The organism is Litoreibacter arenae DSM 19593 (genome assembly GCF_000442275.2).
GTDB classification, from domain to species: Bacteria; Pseudomonadota; Alphaproteobacteria; order Rhodobacterales; family Rhodobacteraceae; genus Litoreibacter; species Litoreibacter arenae.
Window position 1 is genome coordinate 242,126 of the sequence record NZ_KE557312.1, and the last position, 23,668, is coordinate 265,793.

Annotated in this window: 27 protein-coding genes and 2 tRNA genes; 12 read left to right on the top strand and 17 right to left on the bottom strand. The window is 59.9% G+C overall.

The genetic code is table 11. The features are described 5' to 3' along the window. Nucleotides 1-95: 95 nt before the first annotated feature. Entirely contained in the window at nucleotides 96-1,481 is a 1,386-nt protein-coding gene (mgtE, locus tag THALAR_RS11375; protein ID WP_021101703.1) for a magnesium transporter, read from the top strand. Here mgtE and THALAR_RS11380 read toward each other — a convergent pair. After that, nucleotides 1,478-3,931, bottom strand: coding sequence for a hypothetical protein (locus THALAR_RS11380; protein ID WP_021101704.1), 2,454 nt, complete (start codon nucleotides 3,929-3,931; stop codon nucleotides 1,478-1,480). The genes mgtE and THALAR_RS11380 overlap by 4 nt on opposite strands. Nucleotides 3,932-4,064: 133 nt before the next feature. Beyond that, on the bottom strand, nucleotides 4,065-5,357 hold the full coding sequence (locus THALAR_RS11385; RefSeq protein ID WP_021101705.1) for an O-acetylhomoserine aminocarboxypropyltransferase/cysteine synthase family protein: 1,293 nt from the start codon (nucleotides 5,355-5,357) through the stop codon (nucleotides 4,065-4,067). Nucleotides 5,358-5,438: 81 nt separating this feature from the next. On the opposite strand from THALAR_RS11385, the gene THALAR_RS11390 reads away from it, so the two are divergent. Then, on the top strand, nucleotides 5,439-5,852 hold the full coding sequence (locus THALAR_RS11390; protein ID WP_040818552.1) for a VOC family protein: 414 nt from the start codon (nucleotides 5,439-5,441) through the stop codon (nucleotides 5,850-5,852). A gap of 126 nt (nucleotides 5,853-5,978) precedes the next feature. Here the strand turns inward: THALAR_RS11390 and THALAR_RS11395 are convergent, their stop codons facing one another. From THALAR_RS11395 to rlmB, 3 genes are all read right to left on the bottom strand, one after another. After that, entirely contained in the window at nucleotides 5,979-6,452 is a 474-nt protein-coding gene (locus tag THALAR_RS11395) for a CoA-binding protein (protein WP_021101707.1), read from the bottom strand. A 287-nt stretch (nucleotides 6,453-6,739) separates the two neighbouring features. Continuing rightward, the gene (locus THALAR_RS11400; protein ID WP_322786915.1) at nucleotides 6,740-6,970 is read right to left on the bottom strand and encodes a hypothetical protein; all 231 of its coding nucleotides are present in this window, start codon (nucleotides 6,968-6,970) and stop codon (nucleotides 6,740-6,742) included. 60 nt (nucleotides 6,971-7,030) lie between these two features. After that, nucleotides 7,031-7,807: a 23S rRNA (guanosine(2251)-2'-O)-methyltransferase RlmB gene (rlmB, locus tag THALAR_RS11405; RefSeq protein ID WP_040818439.1), complete on the bottom strand. Its 777-nt coding sequence runs from the start codon at nucleotides 7,805-7,807 to the stop codon at nucleotides 7,031-7,033. A 94-nt stretch (nucleotides 7,808-7,901) separates the two neighbouring features. Between rlmB and THALAR_RS18440 the strand changes: the two genes are divergently transcribed. Next, nucleotides 7,902-7,985: transfer RNA gene (locus tag THALAR_RS18440), tRNA-Tyr, on the top strand. Between the two features lie 101 nt (nucleotides 7,986-8,086). Further along, nucleotides 8,087-9,136: a hypothetical protein gene (locus tag THALAR_RS11410; protein WP_407638143.1), complete on the top strand. Its 1,050-nt coding sequence runs from the start codon at nucleotides 8,087-8,089 to the stop codon at nucleotides 9,134-9,136. Nucleotides 9,137-9,140: 4 nt separating this feature from the next. On the opposite strand, the gene THALAR_RS11415 is transcribed toward THALAR_RS11410, so the two are convergent. After that, complete coding sequence (locus tag THALAR_RS11415; protein WP_021101712.1) at nucleotides 9,141-9,449, bottom strand: phosphoribosyl-ATP diphosphatase; 309 nt, start codon at nucleotides 9,447-9,449, stop codon at nucleotides 9,141-9,143. Continuing rightward, nucleotides 9,446-10,210 carry an imidazole glycerol phosphate synthase subunit HisF gene (gene hisF / locus THALAR_RS11420; RefSeq protein WP_021101713.1) on the bottom strand — a complete coding sequence of 255 codons (765 nt, stop codon included), beginning with the start codon at nucleotides 10,208-10,210 and terminating at the stop codon, nucleotides 9,446-9,448. The genes THALAR_RS11415 and hisF overlap by 4 nt, the downstream gene beginning before the upstream one ends. Nucleotides 10,211-10,330: 120 nt before the next feature. Here hisF and THALAR_RS11425 point away from each other — a divergent pair, with 120 nt between their 5' ends. Beyond that, nucleotides 10,331-10,771: a DUF302 domain-containing protein gene (locus THALAR_RS11425; protein WP_021101714.1), complete on the top strand. Its 441-nt coding sequence runs from the start codon at nucleotides 10,331-10,333 to the stop codon at nucleotides 10,769-10,771. Nucleotides 10,772-10,774: 3 nt separating this feature from the next. On the opposite strand, the gene hisA is transcribed toward THALAR_RS11425, so the two are convergent. Beyond that, nucleotides 10,775-11,497 (bottom strand): 1-(5-phosphoribosyl)-5-[(5-phosphoribosylamino)methylideneamino]imidazole-4-carboxamide isomerase, encoded by a 723-nt coding sequence (hisA, locus tag THALAR_RS11430; protein ID WP_021101715.1) that lies wholly within the window; start codon nucleotides 11,495-11,497, stop codon nucleotides 10,775-10,777. A 118-nt stretch (nucleotides 11,498-11,615) separates the two neighbouring features. Between hisA and THALAR_RS11435 the strand changes: the two genes are divergently transcribed. Continuing rightward, entirely contained in the window at nucleotides 11,616-12,002 is a 387-nt protein-coding gene (locus THALAR_RS11435) for a DUF2147 domain-containing protein (RefSeq protein ID WP_021101716.1), read from the top strand. A gap of 132 nt (nucleotides 12,003-12,134) precedes the next feature. After that, nucleotides 12,135-12,290 carry a hypothetical protein gene (locus THALAR_RS18445; protein ID WP_021101717.1) on the top strand — a complete coding sequence of 52 codons (156 nt, stop codon included), beginning with the start codon at nucleotides 12,135-12,137 and terminating at the stop codon, nucleotides 12,288-12,290. A 4-nt stretch (nucleotides 12,291-12,294) separates the two neighbouring features. Here the strand turns inward: THALAR_RS18445 and hisH are convergent, their stop codons facing one another. The 8 genes from hisH to THALAR_RS11475 all read right to left on the bottom strand — a co-directional run bounded on the left by hisH (nucleotide 12,295) and on the right by THALAR_RS11475 (nucleotide 17,082). Then, on the bottom strand, nucleotides 12,295-12,942 hold the full coding sequence (gene hisH, locus THALAR_RS11440; protein WP_040818441.1) for an imidazole glycerol phosphate synthase subunit HisH: 648 nt from the start codon (nucleotides 12,940-12,942) through the stop codon (nucleotides 12,295-12,297). Between the two features lie 34 nt (nucleotides 12,943-12,976). Continuing rightward, nucleotides 12,977-13,564, bottom strand: a complete 588-nt coding sequence (gene hisB / locus THALAR_RS11445) for an imidazoleglycerol-phosphate dehydratase HisB (RefSeq protein ID WP_021101719.1) — start codon at nucleotides 13,562-13,564, stop codon at nucleotides 12,977-12,979. Nucleotides 13,565-13,744: 180 nt separating this feature from the next. Then, nucleotides 13,745-13,819, bottom strand: a tRNA-Gly gene (locus THALAR_RS11450). A gap of 75 nt (nucleotides 13,820-13,894) precedes the next feature. Then, on the bottom strand, nucleotides 13,895-14,203 hold the full coding sequence (locus THALAR_RS11455) for a hypothetical protein (protein ID WP_021101720.1): 309 nt from the start codon (nucleotides 14,201-14,203) through the stop codon (nucleotides 13,895-13,897). 38 nt (nucleotides 14,204-14,241) lie between these two features. Beyond that, nucleotides 14,242-15,252, bottom strand: coding sequence for an endonuclease/exonuclease/phosphatase family protein (locus tag THALAR_RS11460; RefSeq protein ID WP_021101721.1), 1,011 nt, complete (start codon nucleotides 15,250-15,252; stop codon nucleotides 14,242-14,244). Further along, nucleotides 15,249-15,938: a molecular chaperone DjiA gene (locus THALAR_RS11465; protein WP_021101722.1), complete on the bottom strand. Its 690-nt coding sequence runs from the start codon at nucleotides 15,936-15,938 to the stop codon at nucleotides 15,249-15,251. The genes THALAR_RS11460 and THALAR_RS11465 overlap by 4 nt, the downstream gene beginning before the upstream one ends. Before the next feature lie 32 nt (nucleotides 15,939-15,970). Next, entirely contained in the window at nucleotides 15,971-16,462 is a 492-nt protein-coding gene (locus THALAR_RS11470) for a GNAT family N-acetyltransferase (RefSeq protein WP_021101723.1), read from the bottom strand. Next, a complete protein-coding gene (locus THALAR_RS11475) occupies nucleotides 16,459-17,082 on the bottom strand; it encodes a VOC family protein (RefSeq protein WP_021101724.1) in 624 nt (207 codons plus the stop codon). Before THALAR_RS11475 ends, THALAR_RS11470 begins: the two co-directional genes overlap by 4 nt. 65 nt (nucleotides 17,083-17,147) lie before the next feature. Here THALAR_RS11475 and THALAR_RS11480 point away from each other — a divergent pair, with 65 nt between their 5' ends. The 4 genes from THALAR_RS11480 (at nucleotide 17,148) to THALAR_RS11495 (ending at nucleotide 21,020) form a co-directional block, all read left to right on the top strand. Further along, nucleotides 17,148-17,735 carry a 5-formyltetrahydrofolate cyclo-ligase gene (locus THALAR_RS11480; RefSeq protein ID WP_021101725.1) on the top strand — a complete coding sequence of 196 codons (588 nt, stop codon included), beginning with the start codon at nucleotides 17,148-17,150 and terminating at the stop codon, nucleotides 17,733-17,735. Beyond that, entirely contained in the window at nucleotides 17,732-18,553 is an 822-nt protein-coding gene (locus THALAR_RS11485) for a TIGR00282 family metallophosphoesterase (RefSeq protein WP_021101726.1), read from the top strand. Before THALAR_RS11480 ends, THALAR_RS11485 begins: the two co-directional genes overlap by 4 nt. 137 nt (nucleotides 18,554-18,690) lie before the next feature. Next, nucleotides 18,691-20,475: an SLC13 family permease gene (locus THALAR_RS11490; protein WP_040818443.1), complete on the top strand. Its 1,785-nt coding sequence runs from the start codon at nucleotides 18,691-18,693 to the stop codon at nucleotides 20,473-20,475. A gap of 101 nt (nucleotides 20,476-20,576) precedes the next feature. Continuing rightward, the gene (locus THALAR_RS11495; RefSeq protein ID WP_021101728.1) at nucleotides 20,577-21,020 is read left to right on the top strand and encodes a hypothetical protein; all 444 of its coding nucleotides are present in this window, start codon (nucleotides 20,577-20,579) and stop codon (nucleotides 21,018-21,020) included. 6 nt (nucleotides 21,021-21,026) lie between these two features. Here the strand turns inward: THALAR_RS11495 and THALAR_RS11500 are convergent, their stop codons facing one another. Further along, nucleotides 21,027-22,808, bottom strand: coding sequence for an SLC13 family permease (locus THALAR_RS11500; RefSeq protein WP_021101729.1), 1,782 nt, complete (start codon nucleotides 22,806-22,808; stop codon nucleotides 21,027-21,029). A 118-nt stretch (nucleotides 22,809-22,926) separates the two neighbouring features. Between THALAR_RS11500 and THALAR_RS11505 the strand changes: the two genes are divergently transcribed. Then, a complete protein-coding gene (locus tag THALAR_RS11505) occupies nucleotides 22,927-23,667 on the top strand; it encodes a YebC/PmpR family DNA-binding transcriptional regulator (RefSeq protein ID WP_021101730.1) in 741 nt (246 codons plus the stop codon). Nucleotide 23,668: the final 1 nt, after the last annotated feature.

Here is a 23,668-nt window from a genome sequence, read left to right on the forward strand (position 1 = left end):
ACGGTCGAGTGTGATTTGCATATTGCGGCTGTCGCTATTGCAAGCGGTTCTGTATGACGAGTCTAGCCGCATTTAGCCACAGGAGCTTTCAACTCATGACCGATGATTTGAACGAACAGCCGGAATCGGCGGAGGGCGGCTACCGCATTGAACGTGCAGTGGTCTCGGCTGTTCACGATGCGATCGAAGCGATGGACGCAGCTGCAATCGACGCGGCTCTTGATCCCCTGCACCCCGCCGACATCGCCGATCTTCTGGAGCAGATCAGTTCCGGTGAACGCCGGGCGCTGTTGGGGCTCTGGTCGATGGGTATCGACGGCGAAATTCTGTCAGAGCTGGATGAGAACCTACGCGAAGAGGTCATCGGCTATCTGCCCGAGGGCGTGCTATCCGAGGCAGTTCGTGAGATGGACTCCGACGATGTGGTCGACCTCGTGGAAGACATGGAGGACGACCAGCAGGAGAAAATCCTCGGCGCGCTCGAAGACGCCGACCGCGTCGCGGTCGAGCGCGCGCTGAGCTACCCGGAGTATTCCGCAGGTCGTCTGATGCAGCGCGAACTGGTGGTCGCGCCGGAGCATTGGACCGTGGGTGAGACAATCGACTTCCTGCGCCGCGAAGATGATCTGCCGGAGCAGTTCTACCACGTCATACTCGTCGATCCGGGGTATCATCCGACCGGCTATATCACGCTGGGCAAGCTTCTGGGCAGCCCCCGTGCGACGAAACTGACTTCGATAAAAGAGGACAGCTTTCGCACCATTCCGGTAACCCAACCGGAAGAGGAAGTGGCCTATGCGTTCAATCAATACCACCTGATTTCTGCACCTGTCGTCGATGAGGACGAACGACTGGTTGGTGTCATCACGATTGATGACGCCATGGTCGTTCTGGACGAGGAAGCGGAGGAGGACATTCTGCGCCTCGCAGGTGTGAGCGGCGAGGAACGACTGTCGGACCGCACCTTGGAAACCGTGCGTCAGCGTTTGCCCTGGCTCGGTGTAAACCTTTTTACCGCTATTCTGGCCAGTTTGGTGATTTCCCAGTTTGAGGAAGTATTGACGCAGATCGTTGCTTTGGCGGTATTGATGCCGATCGTTGCGTCGATGGGCGGTAACGCGGGGACGCAGTCGCTGACGGTGGCCGTTCGTGCCATCGCCACGCGCGACCTGACTGGGTCCAATATGTGGCGGGTTGTGCGCAGGGAAACCGTTGCAGGATTGTTGAACGGCTTGATCTTCGCGGTGATCATGGGCGTGGTTGGCGTTGTCTGGTTTGGCACCCCGATGCTGGGGGCGGTTATCGCGGTAGCCATGGTGATCAACTTGGTCGTTGCCGCGTTGGCAGGGATACTCATCCCAGTAGGGCTCGAGAAGCTGGGGATAGACCCTGCGCTCGCCTCTGGCGCATTCGTGACGACTGTGACCGATGTCGTCGGCTTCTTTGCGTTTCTCGGGTTGGCGACGCTGGTGCTCGTCTAGCCGTTTGGCATCTCAAGGGTGAGAGTGCGACCGCGCTTGGTGTATCTGAGCTGCCCTTCGCCAATAGCGGCGATCCGCCCTCCGTCAATGCTGTCACCGACACCGACCTTTTTAAACCGCCCGTTTGGCAGTCTGACCAAGGCGCGGCGGTTTGAGGAGGTGCCGAAGACTCCGACCAGTGCCACTTTCCCAAGGGATATGGCGTTGTTGTCCGTTGCGGCGCGCGCGACCGATGCACGCGTGGTCCCTGTCGGTGCCGCACGACTGGAGCGTGCTACCGCAGGGCCGTTGCCTCGCGATACCGCTGCTGTAGATGCTGCCGCAGCGGTGCGTTGTTGCGCGGGCACCTGTTGGGCTCTTGCCACGATACGTGCAAAATTGCGAGGTCGACTGTCAGGTCGCAGTGAACGCGCGACAGCTTGAGCGGTCGGCCTGTCCAGTTCCGCCTGTGCCGCGGCTTCGGCTGCTGCTTGTGCTTCGGCTTCTCGGGTATCTGCTTCTGCTTCCGCAAGCGCTCGTGCAATGGCTTCAGCGCGGGCGACCGCTTGCGCTGAGTCAGGACGCACTTGCGGTCGAATACTGGCCAACTCCGCGTTGGACAGGCCGCCTTGTGCCGCGCGTTCTCTCCGCTCTTGCAGATCGGACGGTCGCTGCGTTGGCTTGAAACCCGCCAAGGGATTTTCCGCAGGCGCCTCCTGCTCGGGCTCATCTGGTTCCAGAGTTTCCAACGGTGCGACCCCACCTGGGCGCTGCAAGGGCAAAACGGGTGGGGGGCCGCTAAAGACCAAAATTCCATCCGGATTTTCGGCGCCGTCAGGCGCGGGCTTTACCAAACCTCGTGAATCGAGGTTAAACAAAATGGATGCCGCCGGCGGCGAGGAAGGCACTTCAAAGTCCAACGCCTGAGCCGCCGTGTCGAAACTTGCCAGCGCTGGCGCATCCTCAAAAGTAAGATCAGGATCAAGCGAACTTTCATAAAGATCGTCGAGATCCTGCTGGGTCATTTCAGTGCGCAGATCAGGTGCCAACTGCCAGACGCCTGACACCGCATAGGCGGTTTCGGCCTCGGTGCGGGACATCGTCGGCGGTAGTTCAAACTCCGGCTCCGGCTCTTCGGACTCTGCGATTTCTTCTTCCGACGGAATGGTGAAGGCGTCACCGGTGTCCTGGCGTGGAAGCGAAGCCAGCCGCTCACTTGTGCCAACATCGACCGGTTCCTCTTGTAAGCCTACGTTATCCTGACTTGTAGTCTCGGTTTCATCGCCTCGTAGAAGGCGCGATACCGCGTTCTCCGGCAGAAGATACGATGACAACGCGGCGAAAATCAGCAGTGCGACAAGTAAGATGGCGGTCAGTATCAACCCGAGGAAGCGTGGCTTGCCCGCGGCTTGCTTTGCGGCAAGTTCTGCGATGGGATCCTTTACGGAAATGGGCTTGGTGGCCGTAGGTTGCTCCGTTGGCTTGGCGGCAGCTTTCGATTTGCCGCGCAGTGCCGCGACGCTGGTCCCAAGGTTGCGGGATTTCTTCTTTTTGTCGTTTTTCTTCGTCGCAGCTTTCGGCGGCACGATCGGCGGGGCCGCCTTTTTCTTTGCGGCCTCGCCCGTTTTGACGCGTGGTTCGACCTTCGGTGGTTTCTTCGCTTCAGGGCTTTTGCGCACCTCATCTTTCGGAACGGCAATGCGGGGCGCTTTTGATGTAACGATCTCGCCGGAGATATCCTTGGCGGGACCCAACGACGGCTTGCGCCTTGATGAGAAGGCCGCCGCTGTCGGTGTGGCGTCTTCCGATGGCTGTTTTGCGGGGGCTTTCACCGGCTCATCGTCGCCGCTTCTATCTGGAGGTGCGTCAGCATTGCTCAACACCAACGGATCGCGCGGGGCGGCGTCTTCCTTGGAAGCGGGTGCTGCCAATGCGGCCACTTCGTCCGGTGACAAGACCGTCAATGGTTTGTCATCTTTCGGCACACCGTCCCCGCCTTTGGAGGGAAGGGGGCCTAGGTTTGGTATGCCAACAAAATGCGAAGGATCGGGGTTCGCGCTGAAGCCGACCGGATTGAAGTTGTAGGGCCCCAGAAAAGCCTCCGCTTCTGCCAGCGTCTCGCGGGCGACTGCGACTACTTGAACCTCTGGCGGCTCGCCTGAAATGTCGTAGCTCAGTTCCGACGCCGCGTAGGGCGTGCGCTCTGCCAGTGCCTCTTCGACGTCCGTTTTGACGTCGCCGTCCACAGTGATCTTTGCGTAGAGCAGTTGCGATGGCGGTAGGATCAACTTGGTCGCAAAGCCAGGCCCTTCAAGAGCTTCTGCCTTGTCGCGAAGCGCCGCAAGTGCCGCTCCGAGGTCATCGCTGTCCAGCGGAGCTTCGCCGACGTCAACCCAACCACCCCCCGAAGGATGGCGGTGCAGGAGGACGATGCCGTCCTCCGACAGGTTGAGGGCGAAATTTGGTTTCATTTGGGGCGGGCCATCTCGTCAGTTATCCTGCAACGTCAGCATCAGTCCTGCTGATAGACCAAGGATATATCACAACGGAGGGGGAAGAAAGTCAAACCGCCCCCAAGCATCGCGTGCCGGGGGCGGCGAAGGGTTACGCGGTAGCTTTGCTCAGCGCTTGATCAAGGTCGGCGATCAGGTCTTCCACATTCTCTGTGCCGATGGAGACACGCACCATGTTCGGTGCCGCGCCAGCAGCCTTCTGCTGCTCCTCCGTCAATTGCCGGTGCGTCGTAGAGGCGGAGTGGATGATTAGCGACCGGGTGTCACCGAGGTTGGCCACATGCGAGAAAATCTCCAAGCTGTCGACCAACTTGATACAGGCGTCGTAGCCACCTTTCACAGCGAAGGTGAACAAGCCGCTTGCGCCTTTGGGGCAAACTTTCTTCGCCAGAGCGTTGTAAGGTGAGGATTTCAAACCTGCATAGGTAACCGTTTCGATCCGCGGATCGTTCTCCAGCCATTCTGCGATCTTCTCTGCGTTGGAGACGTGGCGCTCCATCCGGAGTGACAGCGTCTCGATGCCCATGAGCGTGTAATGCGCGGCCTGTGGGTTCATGGTCATGCCAAGGTCACGCAGTCCGATGGCGATGCCGTGGAAGGTAAAGGCCAGCGGGCCGAAGGTCTCCGCGAATTTAAGGCCGTGATAGGCGGGCTCGGGCTGCGACAGGGACGGGAACTTGTCAGAGGCCGTCCAGTCGAACTTGCCGCTGTCCACCACGCAGCCGCCGGTGACGGTGCCGTTGCCGGTCAGGTATTTGGTGGTGGAGTGGACAACCAGCGTCGCGCCAAGCTCGATTGGGCGGCACAGATAGGGCGTTGCGGTCGTGTTGTCGATGATTAGCGGGATGCCAGCCTCGTCGGCGATGTCGGCCACGGCGCGGACATCCATGATGTGCCCGCCCGGGTTGGCGATGGCCTCGCCGAAAATCGCGCGTGTGTTGTCGTCCACGGCCGCTTTCACGGCGTCCAGATCATCCATGTCGACGAACTTGGCCGACCAGCCAAAGCGTTTGATGGTCTGCGAGAACTGGGTGACCGTCCCGCCATAAAGGCGCGTGGAGGCGATGATATTGCAGCCGGGCTGCATCAGCGGAAACAGGGCCATGATCTGCGCTGCGTGGCCTGATGAACAGCACACGGCTCCGACGCCGCCTTCAAGTGTCGCGATGCGCTCTTGCAGCACGGCGACGGTCGGGTTGGTCAGGCGGGAATAGATATATCCGACCTCCTGCAAGTTGAACAATGCGGCCGCGTGTTCCGCGTCCCGAAAGACGTAGGCTGTCGTCTGGTAGATCGGCGTTTGCCGTGCGCCTGTGGCCGGGTCGGGGCGGGCACCTGCGTGGATTTGCAGCGTATCGAAGCCGTAATTTGATGGATCAGACATGGATATCTCCCTGTGGGTTTTTTGCTGAGGCGGACACTAGTGACTTGGCAGGCGCGCTACAATGGTATGTAAGTCATGACCATGTTGACGCCATTTCATCTTGCCTATCATGTGACCGACCTTGACCACGCCCGTGCCTTCTACGGCGGTGTGCTGGGATGTGCCGAGGGGAGGTCCACCGACACTTGGGTCGATTTCGACTTTTTCGGCCATCAGCTTTCGCTGCATCTGGGGGAGCCGTTTGCCAACGCATTAACCGGCAAAGTGGGGGGTCACATGGTCCCGATGCCGCATCTGGGTCTGGTCCTTGGCTATGATGATTGGCGGGCGCTTGCGGACCGGCTGGAGGGTGCAGGGACGGAGTGGGTTTTGGCCCCGTCGGTGCGGTTCGAGGGTGAGCCGGGCGAGCAGTGGACGATGTTTTTTCGCGATCCTTCCGGCAATCCGATCGAGATCAAGGGGTTCAAAGACCTTGCAGGAGTGTTCGCAGGATAGCTTGATCCGGTTGAGGCGCATTCGCGCCGTTTTGCCTGTTTTTTGGCGTCTGCGATGCGTCGGCTTTATGTCGGACTTTTGTCGGGCCGACCCTCCGGGGGAGGTATTTCCGGAAAAAAGAAGCCGTTAGAGCTTCGATGAGATGACGCCGGTGTTGAAGCCGCCCATGCGCAACTCTCCGAACAGCCGTTGGTATTCGATTTTCGGACATCGGTTCTGAATGACGGTCAGGCCCGCGCTCTCCGCCTTTTGCGCCGCCTCAGCGTGGATCACTCCGATCTGCATCCAGATCGTGCGCAAGTGGGGCAGGGTCGCTATGGCCTCGTCCACGATGCCTGGAACTGCCTCGGGTCTGCGGAAGATGTCGACCATGTCGACATTCGCGGTGTCGGGAATATCGGAGAGGGAGGCCGCGATGGTTTGACCGAACAGGGTCTTGCCCGCATGGCCCGGGTTCACACCAATAACCGTGTAGCCTTTCAGCGTGAGATATCGCGCGACGTAATAGCTCGGCCGGACGGGGTTGGTTGACACCCCGACACAGGCGATGACTTTGGTTGACTTCAAGACGTCGCGCAGATGTTCGTCGGAGTAATCCATTGGTGAAATATGCGTTGGCGGTTGTGATCGTGCAAGAACAGAAAAAAGCGCCCGTGGCGGGGGCCACGGGCGCAGTCACGGAACGAGGGACAGTGTAGTCGGGCGCGCAGTTCCGGTGCAGCGCCCATGCCATTGAGATGGGAAGGCTGGCGTGTGGTTTCCAGTGTTCTTACAAAATCGTGAACTAGAGCAGAAATCGGTAAATCTGAATCACTCAACGCTGCCTGAAATCAAAGATTTCAACGCGTTGAGTGATGCGGTCTGTTGCAGATTAAACCGATTTCGCTTTAGTCGAAGATGTCTTCGATCTCGTCCCAAACCTCTTCCAAGGCACGATGCCACAAAGGCTTGCTGCGTTTTCGCTTTTTTGGTTTTGGTTTTCTTACAAACTTTTGAGGTGCCGGTGCCGCTTTTCGGAGCTCGCGTTCAGGCGATTTCAGCCATTTCATTTCGTGCAGAGGGGCACCGCAACTGCCGCAGGCGAGCTCGTGACCATTGCGGGCGGTCGGTTTCAACATCGTGCGCCTGCCGCAATAGCAACAGGTGGCGATTTTGACGTTTGGACGCATGCGGGCCTCTTAGCTGGGACGACCCACTGCATATAGGGAGACGGCCGCCGCATTCGAGACGTTGAGGGAGCCAAACGCACCCGCAGCGTCAATGCGCGCCAGCGTGTCGCAGGTTTCCTTGGTTTTGTCGCGCAGCCCGGGGCCTTCCGCACCGAGCACCAAGGCAATCGGCTGATCTTGGGAAATGTCTTGCAGCGATGTCTCGCCGGTCGCATCGAGACCTACCAGATGGTAGCCCATCTCTCGCAGGGCTTCCATTGTCGTGGCGAGGTTCTTGATGCGCAGATAAGGCTGGCGTTCCAAAGCGCCGGAGGCAGTTTTGGCCAAGGCGCCGGTTTCGGGGGCCGAATGGCGATGTGGCGCGATCACGGCGCGTGCGCCGAACACTTCCGCGGAGCGCAGGATGGCACCCACGTTATGCGGGTCGGTTACGCGATCCAGCAGAACGACACGGGCATTCTGGCCGCGCGGAGCGCATAGATCGGTGAGGTTGCCCCAGTCGAGCGGTTTGACCTCCAATGCCGCACCCTGATGGACGGATTGCGGATCAATCGGCGCTGCGAATTTGCGCGGGTCGCTGATTTCCGGCTCCATACCGGATTTGGCGATGTCCTCGGCCAGCCGGTCGGCGGCGTTCTTCGTCACCACAAGACGCAGACGCTCGCGCATCGGATTGGCCAGCGCGTCGCGGACGGCGTGCAGGCCGAACAGCCATACGGTCTCGGCGGCGGCGGCCCGGCGGTCGCGTTCTTTCTGGATGACCCATGTGGGTTTTTTCTGCTTCATAAGCTGGTCTAGATCATCTGGCGCAGAAAAGCGCAAGCGCGTGGGTGTTTTCATGTTGACGGGGCAGGGTAGGGCTTATATCCAGCCCGCCAGTGGGCGACAGGCCGCAAGGTGTGGCAGGGGACTGTAACTCCCTCGCGGAGACGCACGCCTGGTTCGATTCCAGGGTCGCCCACCACTTTCATCCATCACCCTTCATTTTTCGCGCGCGATTGCGCATGTGGCTTCCGGCTTTGACTTTTTTGCGTATGATGCGCGCAATCAAGAAAAAGAGACGTCATGGCCAAGAGCACAAAGAAGCAGCCCCCCAAGCCGGCAAACAGGCCCGCGACAAAAAAAGCGAAACAGCCGCGTTTCAATATCATGATGGTGGGGCAGGGCGGTCGTCTTCAATACGAGGCGCTTATGCTTGTTGCCTCGTTGCGGCACACAAACCCTGACTTCAAAGGCCGCGTGTTCGTCGCGGAGCCGCAGCAGAACCACCGCTGGGACCACGACCCGCGCATGGGCAATCACGATGTTCGGGCTTCTTTGGAAACGCTGGGTGCGGAAATCTTGCCGTTCGAGAACAAGGTGTTCGGCTGTGGCTACCCCTATGGCAACAAGATCGAGGCGTTGCAGGTTTTGCCTGAAGGCGAGCCGTTTCTGTTTCTCGACACCGATACGCTGGTTGTCGACGATTTGAGCAAGGTGCCGTTCGATTTCGACCGGCCTACGGCGTCGATGAAGCGGGAGAATACATGGCCCCAGCAAGAGCTTTACGGGCCGGGGTACAACCAGATATGGGGTTCTCTCTACGAAAAGTTCGGGCTGGATTTTGAAAGCTCGCTGGATACCAGCTATCCGGACGAATACTGGCGGCGCTATCTGTATTTCAACGCCGGGTTCTTTTACTTTCGGTGCCCCAAAGAGTTCGGGGAGCGGTTTTTGGACTATGCCCGGCTGATACGGGACGAGCCGCCGGAAGAACTGGTCTGTCAGGAAATGAAGCCTTGGTTGGATCAGGTGGCGTTGCCGTTGGTGATCCACTCGTTCGGGGGCGGGCGCGTGCCGGAGGTGTCCGATATGTTGGACCATGAGGTCACATGCCACTACCGCGTGTTGCCGCTGCTTTATGCGCGGGAGCGCGATGAGGTGGTGCGGGTGCTGGAAGAGGTGCTTGCGCCCAACAAGCTCAAGAAAGTGCTGAAGCAATACGAGCCGATCCGGCGTATGGTCTATCAGAAGAAAGGCCATAAGGTGCGCGAGATGTTCGACCGCGAGAACCTGCCCCGGCGGGAGCAGGCAATGCGCAACCAGATCAAGCGCGCCAAATTGTGGATGCGGTAGCGCCCTAGTCGCGCGACGCTTTTTCCGCGATGCCGGACTGCGCGGTGCGTGCTTCAAGGACAGCCATGACATCGTTTAGCGGGACGTCCCGTGCGGCCAGCAGGACCAGCAAGTGATACAGGACGTCGGCGGCCTCGTTGGTCAGGTTGTCGCGGTCGTTCTTGACTGCGGCGATGATCGCCTCGATCGCTTCCTCGCCGAATTTCTCGGCGCATTTTTCGGGGCCCTTGGACAACAGCTTGGCGGTCCAGGAACTCTCCGGGTCGGCTGATTTGCGCGACGCGATGATGGTTTCCAGATCGTTCAAGGTCATGCGCCCAGCCTCATGTTCAGTCCCGCCTTGGCCATGTGGGCCTTGGCCTCGGCGATGGTGAACTCGCCGAAGTGGAAAATGGATGCGGCCAGCACGGCGTCTGCGTGGCCCTCGGTGACGCCCTCGACCAAGTGGTCCAGCGTGCCGACGCCACCGGAAGCGATAACCGGCACGGACACGGCGTCTGCGATGGTGCGCGTGAGGGGCAGGTTGAAGCCCGCGCGGGTTCCGTCGCGGTCCATGGAGGTCAGGAGGATTTCGCCCGCGCCCTTGGCAGTGACGGTTTTGGCGAACTCGACCGCGTCGATGCCGGTTGGCTTGCGGCCGCCATGGGTGAAAATCTCCCACTTGCCGGGTGAGACTGTCTTGGCGTCAATCGCCACGACGATACATTGCGAGCCGAAGCGGTCAGCGGCCTCGGACACCACGTCAGGGTTGGCGACGGCGGCGGAGTTGAAGCTGACCTTGTCCGCGCCGGCCAGCAACAGGTTCCGTACATCATGGTGAGTGCGCACGCCCCCGCCGACGGTTAGCGGGATGTAGCAGGCCTCGGCCGTGCGGGTGACCACGTCGAACATCGTGCCGCGATTTTCGTGGGTGGCGTTGATATCGAGAAAGCACAGCTCATCCGCGCCGGCTGCATCATAGGCTTTTGCCGCCTCTACCGGATCGCCTGCGTCGATAAGGTCTATGAAATTGACACCCTTGACCACGCGACCGTCCTTGACGTCGAGGCAGGGGATGATGCGGGTTTTCAGCATGGTAGGGCTCCGGTTGTCGGGGGCTGTTTAGCGGCAATCCCACGCCGATGCCAGAGACGTGATTGGCAGCCTTCGTTTGCTTGGTATGGTGTAGCGACATGAATTGAGAAGGAGAAAGATATGCGCCGAACTATTCTGTCCTTGATCGCGGTAGCTGGCTTTGCCCTGCCCGCGTCCGCCGATCTGGTCACCGTGAATTCCAGCAAGCCTGTTGCCGACACCATGGACGCGCTGGAAGCCGCAGTGGGGCAAGCCGGGGCGACCGTGTTCGCCCGCGTGGATCACCAGCAAGGTGCCGAGAGCGTCGATTTGCAGATGCCCGCCGCGCAAGTGTTGATTTTTGGCAATCCCAAGCTGGGAACGCCCGCAATGAACGCCGATATTCGCGCGGCGTTGTATCTGCCGATGAAAGTGGCGGTTTATGAGGCCGAGAACGGCTCTGTCCTGACCTACGAAGACCCCGCAGATATGCTGGATGATCTCGACATTCCGGAAGACGCGGAATACGTCAAGATGATGCAAGGGGCATTAGGCAAGCTGACAGCCGCCGCCGCCAAATAGGGGCTAGGCTTTCAGAAGGTCCAGCGCCTCTTTTAGGTCGATTGCGCCGTCGTAGAGCGCACGGCCTGAAATTGCACCGTCAAGCGGGGCGCCGGACGCCTTCAATGCGCGCAGGTCATCCAGCGACGACACGCCGCCTGAGGCGATCACCGGAATGGAGACGGCGTGTGCCAGCGCCGCCGTTGCCTCGACATTCGGGCCTTGCATCGCGCCATCGCGGTTGATGTCGGTGTAGATCAGCGCGGCAACGCCTGCGTCCTCGAACTGACGGGCAAGGTGGGTGACTTCGATGTCTGTTTCCTCGGCCCAGCCGCGCGTTGCGACCATACCGTTTCGGGCGTCGAGTCCGATGGCGACCTGGTCCGGAAAGGCGCGGGCGGCCTCGCGGACGAGGTCGGGGTTTTCCACCGCGACGGTGCCGAGGATCACCCGAGCTAGCCCCTTACTCAGCCAACGCTCGATCGTTGCCATGTCACGGATGCCGCCGCCAAGCTGCGCGGGCACAGTTGTTTGCGCCAGAATGGCATCGACCGCCGCACCATTGACCGGCTCCCCCGCGAATGCACCATTCAGATCGACCAGGTGCAGCCACTCGCAACCGCTTCGCTCGAACGCAAGCGCCTGTGCGGCAGGATCGTCGTTGAAGACCGTGGCCTGCTCCATTTCGCCTTTGTAGAGGCGCACACAATTGCCGTCTTTCAGGTCGATTGCGGGGTAGAGGATCATGGTCAGCTGCCTTCGTGAGAGGAATATTCGTGCGGTCTATTCCACATCCGCGCCCCAACGTCACGCTTGATTTGCGCCCGTTATTTCGCACCATGGCTGTCAGGATAGGGAGGAAATCATGAAATCACTTAGACTGGCGGCTGTGTTTGCAGTCGCATTCGCAGGGCAGGCATTGGCTGACCCGGCAGAGGGCGTCTGGCAAACACAGGTCGATGACGGTGCCTATGCGCATGTCACCATCAAGAAATGCGGTGCGGCGGTCTGCGGCACCATTTCGCGCACATTTAACGAGACCGGAGAATACAAGTCACCGAACCTCGGCAAGCAGATCGTCCGTTCGATGAAGCCGGTTGGTGGCGGCAAGTACGAAGGCAAAGTGTGGCGCCCGTCAAACAACAAGGTCTATATCGGCAAGATTGACCTTGCGGGAAACAGCCTGAAGCTGGCGGGCTGTATTGCTGGCGGTTTGTTGTGCTCGAAACAAACCTGGAAGCGCATCAAGTAGATCAAGTTTGACGAATGATCTTAAGGCCGGGGTAACTTCCCCGGCCTTTTTTATGCGCGGATTCACCGAATCTTAGGTGCACCGGCGGATTGTTTCCGTAGGCCAAACAGTGGTCGGTATCAGGAGACAGCAATGAAACTTGTATTGATTTTGGTAGGTGTCGGACTGCTTGCGATGGGATGCGCGCCAGCGGAGATGGCCATTCCGCTGGCCGGTGCTGACGGATGGCTGCAAGTTCTGGCGAACAGCGAGTCGCACGGTGTCCCGCTGCTGGCGGTGAACTGGTAGCGGCTCAGGGCGTCCATTTCAGGAAATTGCCGATCATGCGAAGGCCCGTGATCTGGCTTTTTTCCGGATGGAACTGAGTGCCGATCATGTTGTCGCGCCCGACTATGGCTGTGATATCGCCGCCATAGTCCACATGCGCAAGGCGGTGGGCGGGATCATCGACCCGAAAGCTGTAGGAATGCACAAAATAGGCGTGGTTGCCGGAGGTGACGCCGTCCAGAACAGGGTGATGCACGCCGTCGTCGATGACGAGATCATTCCATCCCATATGCGGGACTTTCAAGGACGGGTCGTTCGGCTCGATCTTGGCAATTTCGCCGCCGATCCAGTCAAAACCGCGCGTGTCTTCGTATTCGCGGCCCCAGGTCGCCATCATCTGCATGCCGACGCAGATGCCCATGAAGGGCCGACCTTTGTCGATGACGGAGGTCACGATCGCCTCGAACAATGACGCACGGTCGCGGGTCAGCGCGTTGCGGCACGCAGGGAATGCCCCGTCGCCCGGAAGTACGATCCGGTCAGCGCGCGCGACATCGTCGGGCTTGGAGGACACCAAAACCGCACCGCCGCCAACTTCGGCCGCCATTCTCTGAAAGGCCTTCTCGGCGGAGTGGAGATTGCCGCTATCGTAGTCGACGAGAACGGTCAACATGCCCTGATTTCCCCGCGCACGACTTGATGCGCCGTCATAACGTGCCTTTGGTCGACGGAATGTCATCGGCCTTGCGAGGGTCGGTTTCGACCGCTTGGCGCAACGCCCGCGCCACGGCTTTGAAGGCAGCCTCTACGATGTGGTGGCTGTTGAACCCGTGCAGGCGATCAATGTGCAAGGTAATGCCGCCATGGGTGGAGAACGCCTGAAAGAACTCCCGCACCAGCTCGGTGTCGAAGCTGCCGATCTTGCCGGTCGGAATGTCGAGGTTGCAGATCAGAAACGGGCGCGCCGACAGGTCGAGTGCGCATCTTACCTGCGCGTCATCCATCGCAAGGTGACACTCGCCATAGCGGCGAATTCCCCGTTTATCGCCAAGCGCTTCGGCCAAGGCCTGACCGAGCGCGATACCCGTGTCCTCGACCGTGTGGTGGTCGTCGATATGCAGATCGCCCTCGGCGCGAATTGTCATGTCGATCAGCGCATGTCGTGCAAGTTGATCGAGCATGTGGTCAAAGAAACCAACGCCGGTTTTGTTGTCGAAACGACCTTCGCCATCGAGATTGATCTCGACGGAAATATCGGTTTCGGCGGTGCGACGCGTTATTTTTGCGGTCCGCATGCGGATCTCCTTCGGACGGTTTGTCGCCTTATACGCAGGCCGGATCGTCAGGCCAAGTAGGCGTCGAAAATCGCGTGGGGAGTGTCGCGCTGTTGCCAATAACACTTTGACTAAAGGCAGACCCTGACCCAGAAAACCAGAAAAGCCCCGGCATTCGCCGAGGCTTTTTCTTGAACCAATTGGAGCGGGCGAAGAGATTCGAACTCTCGACCCTAACCTTGGCAAGGTTATGCTCTACCCCTGAGCTACGCCCGCATCCGTTGGTGTTCGGTGATTTAGCGACGGCAGGCGTGGCCTGCAAGAGGGAATTTTGCGGTTTCGGCAAAAAACTCACAAATCAATGCTGCCGTCGGGATTGGCATGTGGCTCGTCGTCGGGGGCATTCTCGGGTTCAGGCTTGCGTCTGATTATTATGTCGCCGTTTGGCAAAACTTCCGGCGCTTCATAGGCGTTGAGGTCCGACATCTTCTCGGCAAGCTGCTTCATCAACGGGGCCATGTCTTGCGTGAACCCCTCAAAAAGATCGCGGAAGTTCTCGGCAAGTGGAGCAAGCTCATCAAGACCGAATGTCCGGTCTCGTTCCTCAGCAGTAGCTGTCAGAGGCATCAAGGCGATGGTGCAGGCAAGCAGGTGTTTCATCAAACCAATATGGACATTGGGCAGCGGGATTTCAATTTCTAGAGATCAATATCCAGTGTGACCGGAAAATGGTCTGAGGCCATTAGCAGCGCGTCGCGTAACTCTGGCGCGTTCCAGCATTCAGGGTCGTCGAACGGGTGCCAAATGTGCCATTTCGGGCTTTTCGCCGCGAGATCGGGCGACACCATGATGTAGTCGAGCAAGGCGTTCAGATACCGCTTCTCGGGGCGGACGTAGAACCGCGATGTCGTTGGGCGTGCGCCGAACGGCTGTGTCATGACTGCCTCGGCATGTGGATCGAACAAGAGCTGTTCGGGCTCCCCGGAGCGGCCCAGCACAATTTCGACGCCGGAGCGCCCGAAGAGCTTCTCGTAGCTGTCCAAACCGGGGCCGTCGTTGAAGTCGCCCAGCACGATGATCGGGTCGCCGGCGGTCAGGTGTTCCTCCACGCGGGAGCGGAGCCAGATACACTGGGCCAGTTGCTTGCGGCGGTTGGCGATGGATATGCGCATCGCGTCGGCATCGCCTTTAGCACCGTGGGGGGCTTTTGACTTCAGGTGCGCGCCGATCATGCGCAGCTCGAACCCCGAAGCAGTCGTGAGCGCCACTTCAAGCGGAGGCTTGGAGAACACCACGTCGTCCATCTTGGCGTCGATGTCGAGATCCATGCGAAAGGTGCTGTCGAACCGTGGGGCGGTGTCGGAATGTCCGGGATCATGGCGGGCACTTACGATTGCCGGATCATAAAGCAACGCGATCTCTTGCTGGGTCTCGTTTGCAAAGCCGACGAGAGCGGCGGTTGTGCGCAAACCGAAATGCTCGGCAAAGTTTTCAAGCGCCACGCGGCCGGACCGCGTTGGAGAGCTGTCCGGCGCCTCGATCACCATGATAGCATCTGCGTCTATGGCTTGAAAAATCAGCCCCAAAGCCTGGGCCTGCATCGCTTTCGTGACATTGTGGCGGGACGACCAACTGTCATCATGGACCAATTCGTTGCGGTCGTCGAAAAGGTAGCTGAACCATTCGACGTTGTAGGTTGCGATTCTCACGCGACGGGTTCTCGCTCGGCCAGAATTTCTTCCCACGCGGCATTTATGCGGATCAGGCGCTTTTCGGCCATCCTCACCGCTTCGCGCGGCACGCCGCGCGCGGCCATGATGTCGGGGTGGCTGTCCTTGACGAGTTTACGCCATTGCTTGCGAATGTCTTCCAGCGCCATTTCCGGTGACGCATCCAGCACGGCATAGGGGTCCGGGGCCGCGTCCGGTACGAAACGCGCCCGCAAGCACCGGAACTCCGCGTCGGTGATCTTGAAAATTCTGGCGACGGCCAGAAGGAAATCGTCCTCCAGCGGGTGGTAGTTGCCGTCCGCCACCGCGATGTGGAACAGGCCTTCCATCAAGTCATAGAGCGTTGCGTGGTTGTCGTCGAACAGCGCTGCGATCTTGCGCGCGTAATCGTCGAACCCCGCAACGTCCTGACGCGCCAGATTGAAGAGCCTTGCCGCGTGCGCTTCATCCTCTGCGGGGATGGAGAAGACCTCGCGGAAAGCGGCAACCTCGTCACGGGTTACGCGCCCGTCCGCCTTTGCCATTTTTGCACCGAGAGCGATAACGGCGATTGTGAAGCCTACACGGCGTTCGGGCGGGGTGCGCAGGCGCTCGAACACCGCCGACAGGCCTTCGCCTGCGGCCAGTGCAGCGAGTGCGTTGGATATGCGAGTCCAGACTGACATGCGGTCAATACTAAACCAGCCGGTTCAGCTTGTCAGACAAATTTCTGCATCAGCACAAGGTCAATGTAACGGTCAAATTTATAACCCGCCTCAGGGATCAGGCCGACATGTGCAAAGCCGAGTTTTTCGTGAAATTTTATGGCGTTGGCGTTTTCTGCCGATACGCCTGCGATCAAGCTATGCACACCTGTGGCTCGCGCTTGTGCCACCAAAGCTTCGACCAAGGCACGGCCAATACCCCGACCATGCCATTCGGGCGCGACATGGACCGTGATTTCAGCGGTACGTGCATAGCCCGCGCCCGACCGGAAGGGGCCGAGTTTCGCGTAGCCGACGACTGATCCGTCGCGATCTGCGATCAGATAGGGCCGCTCTTGGCGCTCATTCTCCGACAATGCTTTGAGCAAGTCCGCTTCGCTAAGCGGCGTAGGTGTGAAGGTAATTGTGGTGTCTGATATGATCGGATTAAGGATACCTGCAATGCTCGCCACGTCTTCGCTGCGGACGGGACGTATCACCGTCATGTCAGGACGCGCCGTCCTTGCGGGGTGTCGAAACTGGCTGAAAGGCTCGGCGTCGCAGATGTTTCAAACAACAAGGTGTCGCGCGGCAGAAGCGGTGCTAGAGCCGCCGCCATTTCCTCCGCTTGCGGGTGTTGTAGAACCAGCGAGCCCAACCTGACTCCTTGATCCGGCAGCGATGCCGCAGGGTGCATTGGGCCGTGCCACTGGATCAATGCTGGCGCCCAGCCGTCCCAAGGCAGAACACCGTCATCGGGGATCGCCATTGTCCAGCGGAAATAGCCCCGCTGCAAGTCAACGGGTTCGCCAAACCCGCTTGGCAAAGCTGCCAGAGCCGCATCAAGGTCGTCGGTCGCCAAAATCCAGTTCGTCAGGCGCGGCGGGCCGGTGAAATTGTCGAGGTTGAACCAACGCGGCCTGTCTGGCGCAGGGGCGTCCGGATTGATCGTGATGACTTCAAAATATACCTCTGGTCCCAGCGACAAGAGTTTGTTGTGGGTGCCCATCTGCGGATGCTCGCCGCGCGTGGCAAGCTCGACGCCGAGGACGTCCTCGACCAACGCGGCACCAGCTTCGAGTGTTTCTGCCGCAAGGGCGAGGTGATCCAGTCTGAGAAGGTTCATGTCTCTACGTTAGGCACGGAATGCGGCTCTTGCCAAGAGGGCGAGAGCAGGGCAACAACACTGTCATGAGTGATCTGACCGAAGTTAAAACCCTTGCCCGCAAAGCGGCGTTCGCGCGCCGAGAGGCAGTTAAAACGCCCCAGCGGGACGCGGCGGCGGCGGAGCATCTTTTGAAAGCGGTTCTCCCTCACAAAGGCCGACCATTGTCCGGCTTCCTGCCTATTCGCACCGAGATTGATCCCGTGCCCGTCATGGCTGCGATGGCCGCGTGGGGGCCGGTTTGCGTGCCCGTCATCAAGGGCAAAGGACAGCCTTTGGAGTTTCACCGCTGGGAGCCGGGGTGCGAGATGGTCGATGGCGGCTTCGGCACATTTGTTCCCGCCAAGGCGGACGTGGTCGTGCCGCAAGTGTTGATCGTGCCACTGCTTGCGTTCGACCGCGCAGGTGGCCGCCTTGGATACGGTGGCGGCTTCTACGACCGCACGCTGGAGCAGTTGCGAAAAACACGCGAAGTCATAGCGATAGGCTACGCGTTCGCAGCTCAGGAGACACAGGATTTGCCGCTTGAGGCCACAGATCAACCTCTTGATCTGATCGTGACGGACGAGGGCGTGTTGCAGCCGCAGGACAACCGCCCTAGGTCTGCTATATGAAGATTCTGTTTCTAGGTGATGTGATGGGGCGCGCCGGGCGTGCGGCCGTTGTCGAGCGGCTTGCCAAACTGCGCGCCGACTGGAAACTGGATTTTGTGGTTGTAAACGGGGAGAACGCCAGCTCCGGCGCTGGCTTAACCGGTGCCCACGCCAAGACACTTTTGGATGCGGGCGCGGACTGCCTGACGCTTGGGGATCACGCCTTCGACCAGCGTGACATGTTGCAATTCATCGAGACGGAGCCGCGCATTATCAGGCCGCTCAACTTCGCCAAGGACGCGCCGGGGCGCGGGCACGGCATCTTTGATGCGGGGCGGGGTCGTAAGATACTCGTCACTCAGGTTCTCGGGCAGGTGTTCATGAAGCGCCCGTTCGAGGACCCGTTTGGTAAGCTGGAACAAATCCTGAAGGCCCACCCGCGTGGCGGTATGGTGCAGGCGTCGCTTGTGGATGTGCATTGTGAGGCGACCTCCGAGAAAATGGCGATGGGCCACTGGTGCGACGGGCGGGCAAGCGTTTGCGTCGGAACGCACACCCATGTCCCCACCGCTGACGCGATGATATTGCCGGGCGGATGCGCATACTTGTCTGATGCGGGCATGTGCGGCGACTATCACTCCGTTATCGGAATGGAGAAAGCCGAGCCGATGCGCCGTTTTGTAACCGGAATGGTGAAAGGGCGGTTTTCGCCGGCCATGGAGGAGGCGACCCTATCAGGCGTCTATGTCGAGACCGACGACCGCACGGGTGCCGCAACCCGTATCGAGCCAGTGCGTCAGGGCGGACGTCTGTCTCAATGCGGTCCCTTGCAGGGATGAGCGTCGTTTGATTGCCCTAACATGCCCGCTCGATACGCTATTCGCTTTGGGTTTTGGTGCCGTTCGCTATACTGCTCGACGGTCTTGCGTCTGTGCGGCCCGGTATACCTGCCGATCCTGACTTCTTTGGAGACCTGATGGAGCTTCTCGACCTTTCCCAAAATACGCGCGCTGTTCTTGCCCTGCTGGTCGTTCTGGGCATGTTCATTCTGTTCGTGCGGGAGACCTACCCGACCGAGGTCGTAGCCATTGCAGGCGCATCAGTGTTGCTCGCAACAGGCGTCCTACCCTACGATGCCGCGCTGTCCGTTTTGTCGAACCCTGCTCCCTGGACCATTGCGGCGATGTTCATCATCATGGGCTCGCTGGTGCGAACGGGCGCGCTGGAGTGGTTTACGCAGGTAGCCGACCGCAACGCGGCGCGGCGTCCCGCTCTGGCCCTGGCTGGAATGTTCGCCTTTGTGGTCATTTCGTCGGCAATCGTTTCCAACACACCTGTCGTTGTCGTCATGATCCCGGTCTTCGTGCAGCTGTCGCGGACCTTGGGCGTATCGGCATCAAAACTGCTTATACCCTTGTCCTATGCTGCGATATTGGGCGGCACGCTGACGCTTATCGGCACCTCGACCAACTTGCTCGTCGACGGTGTAGCACGCAGCAATGGCTTGGCACCCTTCACCATTTTCGAGATCACGCCCTTGGGGATCGTATTGGTCGCGTGGGGGATGATCTACTTGCGGTTTATCGCGCCGCGCCTGCTGCCGGATCGGGACAGCATGGCGATGATGCTGTCGGACCGCTCGAAGATGAAGTTCTTTACAGAGGCCGCCATCCCGCCGGAAAGCAACCTGATCGGTCGGGACGTTCTCGACGTGCAGTTGTTCAAGCGCGAAGGCGTGCGGCTGGTCGACGTGGTGCGCGGGGACAGATCGCTTCGTCGTAACCTGCAAAACGTCACGCTGCAAACCGGCGATCGCGTGGTGCTGCGCACCGAGATGACGGAACTTCTGTCGCTGCAAAACAACAAGGAACTGAAGCGGGTTGACCAGTTGTCGGCCGTCGAGACCTCCACGGTGGAAGTGCTGATCACACCGGGATGCAAGATGGTGGGCCGCTCTCTGGGCTCCATGCGCCTTCGTCGCCGTTACGGTGTGTACCCACTGGCGGTGCATCGCAGAAACCAGAATATAGGTCGCCAGCTGGATGAGCTGATCGTTCGGGTCGGCGACACGTTGCTGTTGGAAGGCGCGCAGGAGGACATCTCGCGCCTCGCCAACGATATGGAACTGGTGGACGTGTCGCATCCTTCCGCCCGAGCATATCGCCGCTCGCACGCGCCGATTGCGATTGCTGCGCTGCTGGCGCTGGTCGCGTTGGCCGGTTTCGGTGTCGCGCCGATTTTCCTGCTGTCGATACTGGCTGTTGCGGTTGTGCTGTTGACCCGATGCATTGATGCAGACGAGGCATTCTCGCATGTCGATGGCAGTCTGCTGGCGCTTATTTTCGCGATGCTGGCCATCGGCGCGGCGCTTGAGGCATCTGGCGCAGTGACGCTCATCGTGGAAGCACTGGCACCTTGGATGATGAACCTGCCGCCGTTCTTCGTGATTTGGGGCATCTACCTTCTGACATCCGTGCTGACCGAACTTGTGTCGAACAACGCGGTGGCCGTGGTTGTGACGCCGATTGCCATCGGGTTGGCATCTGCGATGGGGCTTGATCCGCGCCCCCTTGTGGTGGCGGTGATGATGGCCGCGTCTGCCAGCTTCGCCACGCCCATTGGCTACCAAACGAACATGCTGGTTTACGGCCCCGGCGGCTATCGCTTTACGGACTTCATGCGCGTCGGAATTCCGCTGAACCTGTCGATTGGCCTGCTTGCATCTTTCGTCATTCCGATGATTTGGCCACTACAGATATAAAGCGACGGCAGGTGCAATTATCCGGTTTTGTGAGGTTTTCCGGGATTTAACCTGCGAAGGGTAAGTTGTAAGCTGTGGATAACCAACCCGCCGGAGGTCAAATGCGCGCCGTCACCTTTAGCCTTATCGCCGTCACCGCCTTCTCGGTTTCGGGCTGCGGATTCCTGCGCGATACCATCTTTGATCGAGGGGAGCCGTTTGAGGCTCCAGTGCTGCCACCCGAACGCCTGACACGCCCCGTGTCGGTCGAGTTGGAGGCCGACGCCGTTCTGGTGGCCATGGATGATGCAACGCAATGCCTTGGTGCCGCGGGCGCTGCGGGAATTGCGAATGGCTGGACAGGAACGCTGGTGGAGTGTCCGTATCCTTACACCTACGAGGTGGTCCTGGCCGCAGGCACCTTGCCCGGTCGCGTGCTGTTGGAGGAGGTGATGGCTCCTGTGATCGTGGATGACACGACGGTGCCATTCCGCCCGCTTGCGGTTGTGACGATCACCGACCCGAGCGGTCAATCCTACCGTTTCGAGAGCGGCGCAGGGTTCTAGGCCAACCTAAAGCGGCCAGAACGTCAGGATTGCCGGGATAGAGACGGCGACGACCAATATCTCCAGCGGCAAGCCCATACGCCAGTAATCCCCGAAGCTATAGCCGCCCGGACCAAGGATCAGCGTGTTGTTCTTGTGGCCGATCGGCGTCAGGAAGGCGCAGGACGCGGCGACCGCGACCGCCATCAGGAAGGGGTCGGGGTTCACTCCCAATGTCTGGGCCATGGTGATCCCCACCGGGGCCGCGACTATGGCGGTGGCCGTGTTGTTGAGCACATCGGACAACGTCATGGTGACCACCATCAAGATCGACAGCACAGCCCAAGCGGGCATGCCATCGGTTAGCCCCACCAAGGCCCCCGCAATCAATTCGGTCCCGCCAGAGGTTTGTAGCGCCGCGCCCAGCGGGATCATCGAGCCGAGCAGCACCACGACCGGCCATTCGATATGGGAGTATAGTTCGGACAGCGGCACGATGCGGGCCAGCACGTAGGCCACCACGACAATGCCCAATGCGACAGGCAGATAGGTCAGACCGACCGACGCCGCCGCGACCGCTGCGGCGAAGATGCCGATGGCCATCCACGTCTTTTTGTCTTGGGTGACAGCCAGACCGCGCGCTGCCAGTGGCAGAACACCCAGCCATTCTGTGACGTCATTCGCGTGGTCTTGTGGAACCAGCAGCAACAGTATGTCGCCGGGCTCGACAACGGTTTTGCGCACCTCTTCCTTGATTGTCTTGCCGCGTCGGGAGATGCCCAACAGGACCGAGCGCTGTCGCCATGACAATCCGATACTCTGGGCTGTCTTGCCGTTGATACGGCTCTGCTCAGCGACCACAACCTCTATCACCTTGAGGCCATCGCCATCCGCGCGCAGGCGCTCTTCGCGTTTGGCGTCCGTAAAGTCCAGCGATAGCGTGGTGCGGAATTCATCCAGCGCATCGGGGGTCGCTTCCAGCACGAGCGTATCGCCGGTCTGCAACCTCGTATTCTGCGCCGTGCCGTAGCGCCGCTTGCCGTTTCTCACCAAACCAAGGATTGCGACGTCCGCCTTGTCGGCGTCTTCCCGCAACTCGCCAAGACGTTTGCCGATCAGCTTGGACTCTTCGGGCACCGTCAGTTCGGCGATGTAGTCGGCAAATTCATCCATTGGATTGGACTGCTTGCCGTCTTGGTCAACTTGCGGGATCAGCCGCCAGCCGATAGCTGCAACGAAGATCAAACCGGCCAATGCCGTCACAACGCCCACAGGGGCGAAGTCGAACATTTTGAACGGCTCGCCCAGTATATCCCCGCGGATGGAGGCGATGATGATGTTGGGTGGTGTGCCGATCAGCGTCGCCATGCCGCCCAGAATGGTGGCGAAGGACAAAGGCATCAGCGACAGGCTTGGCGCACGCCCCGCCTTGCGGGCGGTCTGGATGTCGACGGGCATCAGCAGGCCCAATGCCGCGACGTTGTTCATGAATGCCGACAACACGCCGCCAATCGCCCCCATGATCGCGATATGCGCGCCGAGGGAGCGGGTGCTGTCCACCAAAGTCCGCGTGATCAGGAACACCGCGCCGGAGCGTACCAGCCCGGCCGAGACTACCAGCACCAGGGCCACCACAAGCGTTGCGGGATGCCCGAAGCCCTCGAAGGCCTGTGCCGGCTCCACGACGCCCAGCACCACACCGGCCATGAGTGCGGAGAAGGCGACAAGGTCGTAGCGCCAGCGGCCCCACAACAACAAAGCGAAGACGAAGCCGAAAAGCGAGAAGAGGATGATTTGATCTTGTGTCATTCGCCATGTCTACCGGCCTTTGGCGCAGGCCGGAAGCGGGGAATGCGCGGCGGCATCTTGCGGATTGCATGACGCTTGAATAAAAGCGGGCCGATACCGCATTTAATGGGAGAGACCCGTGGCCGGCCACTCGAAATGGGCAAACATTCAACACCGTAAGGGGCGTCAGGATAAGCTGCGCTCCAAGCTGTTCTCGAAACTTGCCAAGGAAATCACCGTTGCTGCGAAAATGGGCGACCCCGACCCCGACAAGAACCCGCGCCTGCGTCTGGCGGTGAAGGAGGCCAAGTCGCAATCGGTTCCAAAGGACGTGATCGACCGCGCGATCAAGAAGTCGCAAGGCGGCGACGCCGAGAATTACGATGAGATCCGCTACGAGGGCTACGGCCCCGGGGGTGTGGCTGTCATCGTCGAGACGATGACCGACAACAAGAACCGCACCGCGTCTACCGTGCGCTCCACCTTCACGAAGAATGGCGGCAATCTGGGCGAGACGGGCTCTGTAGGCTTCATGTTCGACCGCAAGGGGCAGGTGATATATCCCGCCTCGGTGGGCGACGCGGACACCGTGATGATGGCGGCAATTGAGGCGGGTGCCGAAGATTGCGAAAGCACCGAGGACGGGCACATCATCATTTGCGCCGACACCGACCTGAACGCGGTGGCAACTGCGCTGGAAGCGGAGTTGGGCGAGTCGGAGTCGACCAAACTCATCTGGCAGCCGACCACGACGACGGAGCTGGATCTGGAAGGCATGACCAAGCTGATGAAGCTGATTGATGCGTTGGAGGACGACGACGACGTCCAGACCGTCACGGCCAATTTCGAGGCCAGCGACGAGGTCATGAGCCAGCTCTGAG

Bases quoted from the DNA above. Each gene is read 5' to 3' on its own strand.
- mgtE (WP_021101703.1), top strand. From the start codon at position 96: ATGACCGATGATTTGAACGAACAGCCGGAATCGGCGGAGGGCGGCTAC.
- THALAR_RS11380 (WP_021101704.1), bottom strand. From the start codon at position 3,931: ATGAAACCAAATTTCGCCCTCAACCTGTCGGAGGACGGCATCGTCCTC.
- THALAR_RS11385 (WP_021101705.1), bottom strand. From the start codon at position 5,357: ATGTCTGATCCATCAAATTACGGCTTCGATACGCTGCAAATCCACGCA.
- THALAR_RS11390 (WP_040818552.1), top strand. From the start codon at position 5,439: ATGTTGACGCCATTTCATCTTGCCTATCATGTGACCGACCTTGACCAC.
- THALAR_RS11395 (WP_021101707.1), bottom strand. From the start codon at position 6,452: ATGGATTACTCCGACGAACATCTGCGCGACGTCTTGAAGTCAACCAAA.
- THALAR_RS11400 (WP_322786915.1), bottom strand. From the start codon at position 6,970: ATGTTGAAACCGACCGCCCGCAATGGTCACGAGCTCGCCTGCGGCAGT.
- rlmB (WP_040818439.1), bottom strand. From the start codon at position 7,807: ATGAAGCAGAAAAAACCCACATGGGTCATCCAGAAAGAACGCGACCGC.
- THALAR_RS11410 (WP_407638143.1), top strand. From the start codon at position 8,087: ATGGCCAAGAGCACAAAGAAGCAGCCCCCCAAGCCGGCAAACAGGCCC.
- THALAR_RS11415 (WP_021101712.1), bottom strand. From the start codon at position 9,449: ATGACCTTGAACGATCTGGAAACCATCATCGCGTCGCGCAAATCAGCC.
- hisF (WP_021101713.1), bottom strand. From the start codon at position 10,210: ATGCTGAAAACCCGCATCATCCCCTGCCTCGACGTCAAGGACGGTCGC.
- THALAR_RS11425 (WP_021101714.1), top strand. From the start codon at position 10,331: ATGCGCCGAACTATTCTGTCCTTGATCGCGGTAGCTGGCTTTGCCCTG.
- hisA (WP_021101715.1), bottom strand. From the start codon at position 11,497: ATGATCCTCTACCCCGCAATCGACCTGAAAGACGGCAATTGTGTGCGC.
- THALAR_RS11435 (WP_021101716.1), top strand. From the start codon at position 11,616: ATGAAATCACTTAGACTGGCGGCTGTGTTTGCAGTCGCATTCGCAGGG.
- THALAR_RS18445 (WP_021101717.1), top strand. From the start codon at position 12,135: ATGAAACTTGTATTGATTTTGGTAGGTGTCGGACTGCTTGCGATGGGA.
- hisH (WP_040818441.1), bottom strand. From the start codon at position 12,942: ATGTTGACCGTTCTCGTCGACTACGATAGCGGCAATCTCCACTCCGCC.
- hisB (WP_021101719.1), bottom strand. From the start codon at position 13,564: ATGCGGACCGCAAAAATAACGCGTCGCACCGCCGAAACCGATATTTCC.
- THALAR_RS11455 (WP_021101720.1), bottom strand. From the start codon at position 14,203: ATGAAACACCTGCTTGCCTGCACCATCGCCTTGATGCCTCTGACAGCT.
- THALAR_RS11465 (WP_021101722.1), bottom strand. From the start codon at position 15,938: ATGTCAGTCTGGACTCGCATATCCAACGCACTCGCTGCACTGGCCGCA.
- THALAR_RS11470 (WP_021101723.1), bottom strand. From the start codon at position 16,462: ATGACGGTGATACGTCCCGTCCGCAGCGAAGACGTGGCGAGCATTGCA.
- THALAR_RS11475 (WP_021101724.1), bottom strand. From the start codon at position 17,082: ATGAACCTTCTCAGACTGGATCACCTCGCCCTTGCGGCAGAAACACTC.
- THALAR_RS11480 (WP_021101725.1), top strand. From the start codon at position 17,148: ATGAGTGATCTGACCGAAGTTAAAACCCTTGCCCGCAAAGCGGCGTTC.
- THALAR_RS11485 (WP_021101726.1), top strand. From the start codon at position 17,732: ATGAAGATTCTGTTTCTAGGTGATGTGATGGGGCGCGCCGGGCGTGCG.
- THALAR_RS11490 (WP_040818443.1), top strand. From the start codon at position 18,691: ATGGAGCTTCTCGACCTTTCCCAAAATACGCGCGCTGTTCTTGCCCTG.
- THALAR_RS11495 (WP_021101728.1), top strand. From the start codon at position 20,577: ATGCGCGCCGTCACCTTTAGCCTTATCGCCGTCACCGCCTTCTCGGTT.
- THALAR_RS11500 (WP_021101729.1), bottom strand. From the start codon at position 22,808: ATGACACAAGATCAAATCATCCTCTTCTCGCTTTTCGGCTTCGTCTTC.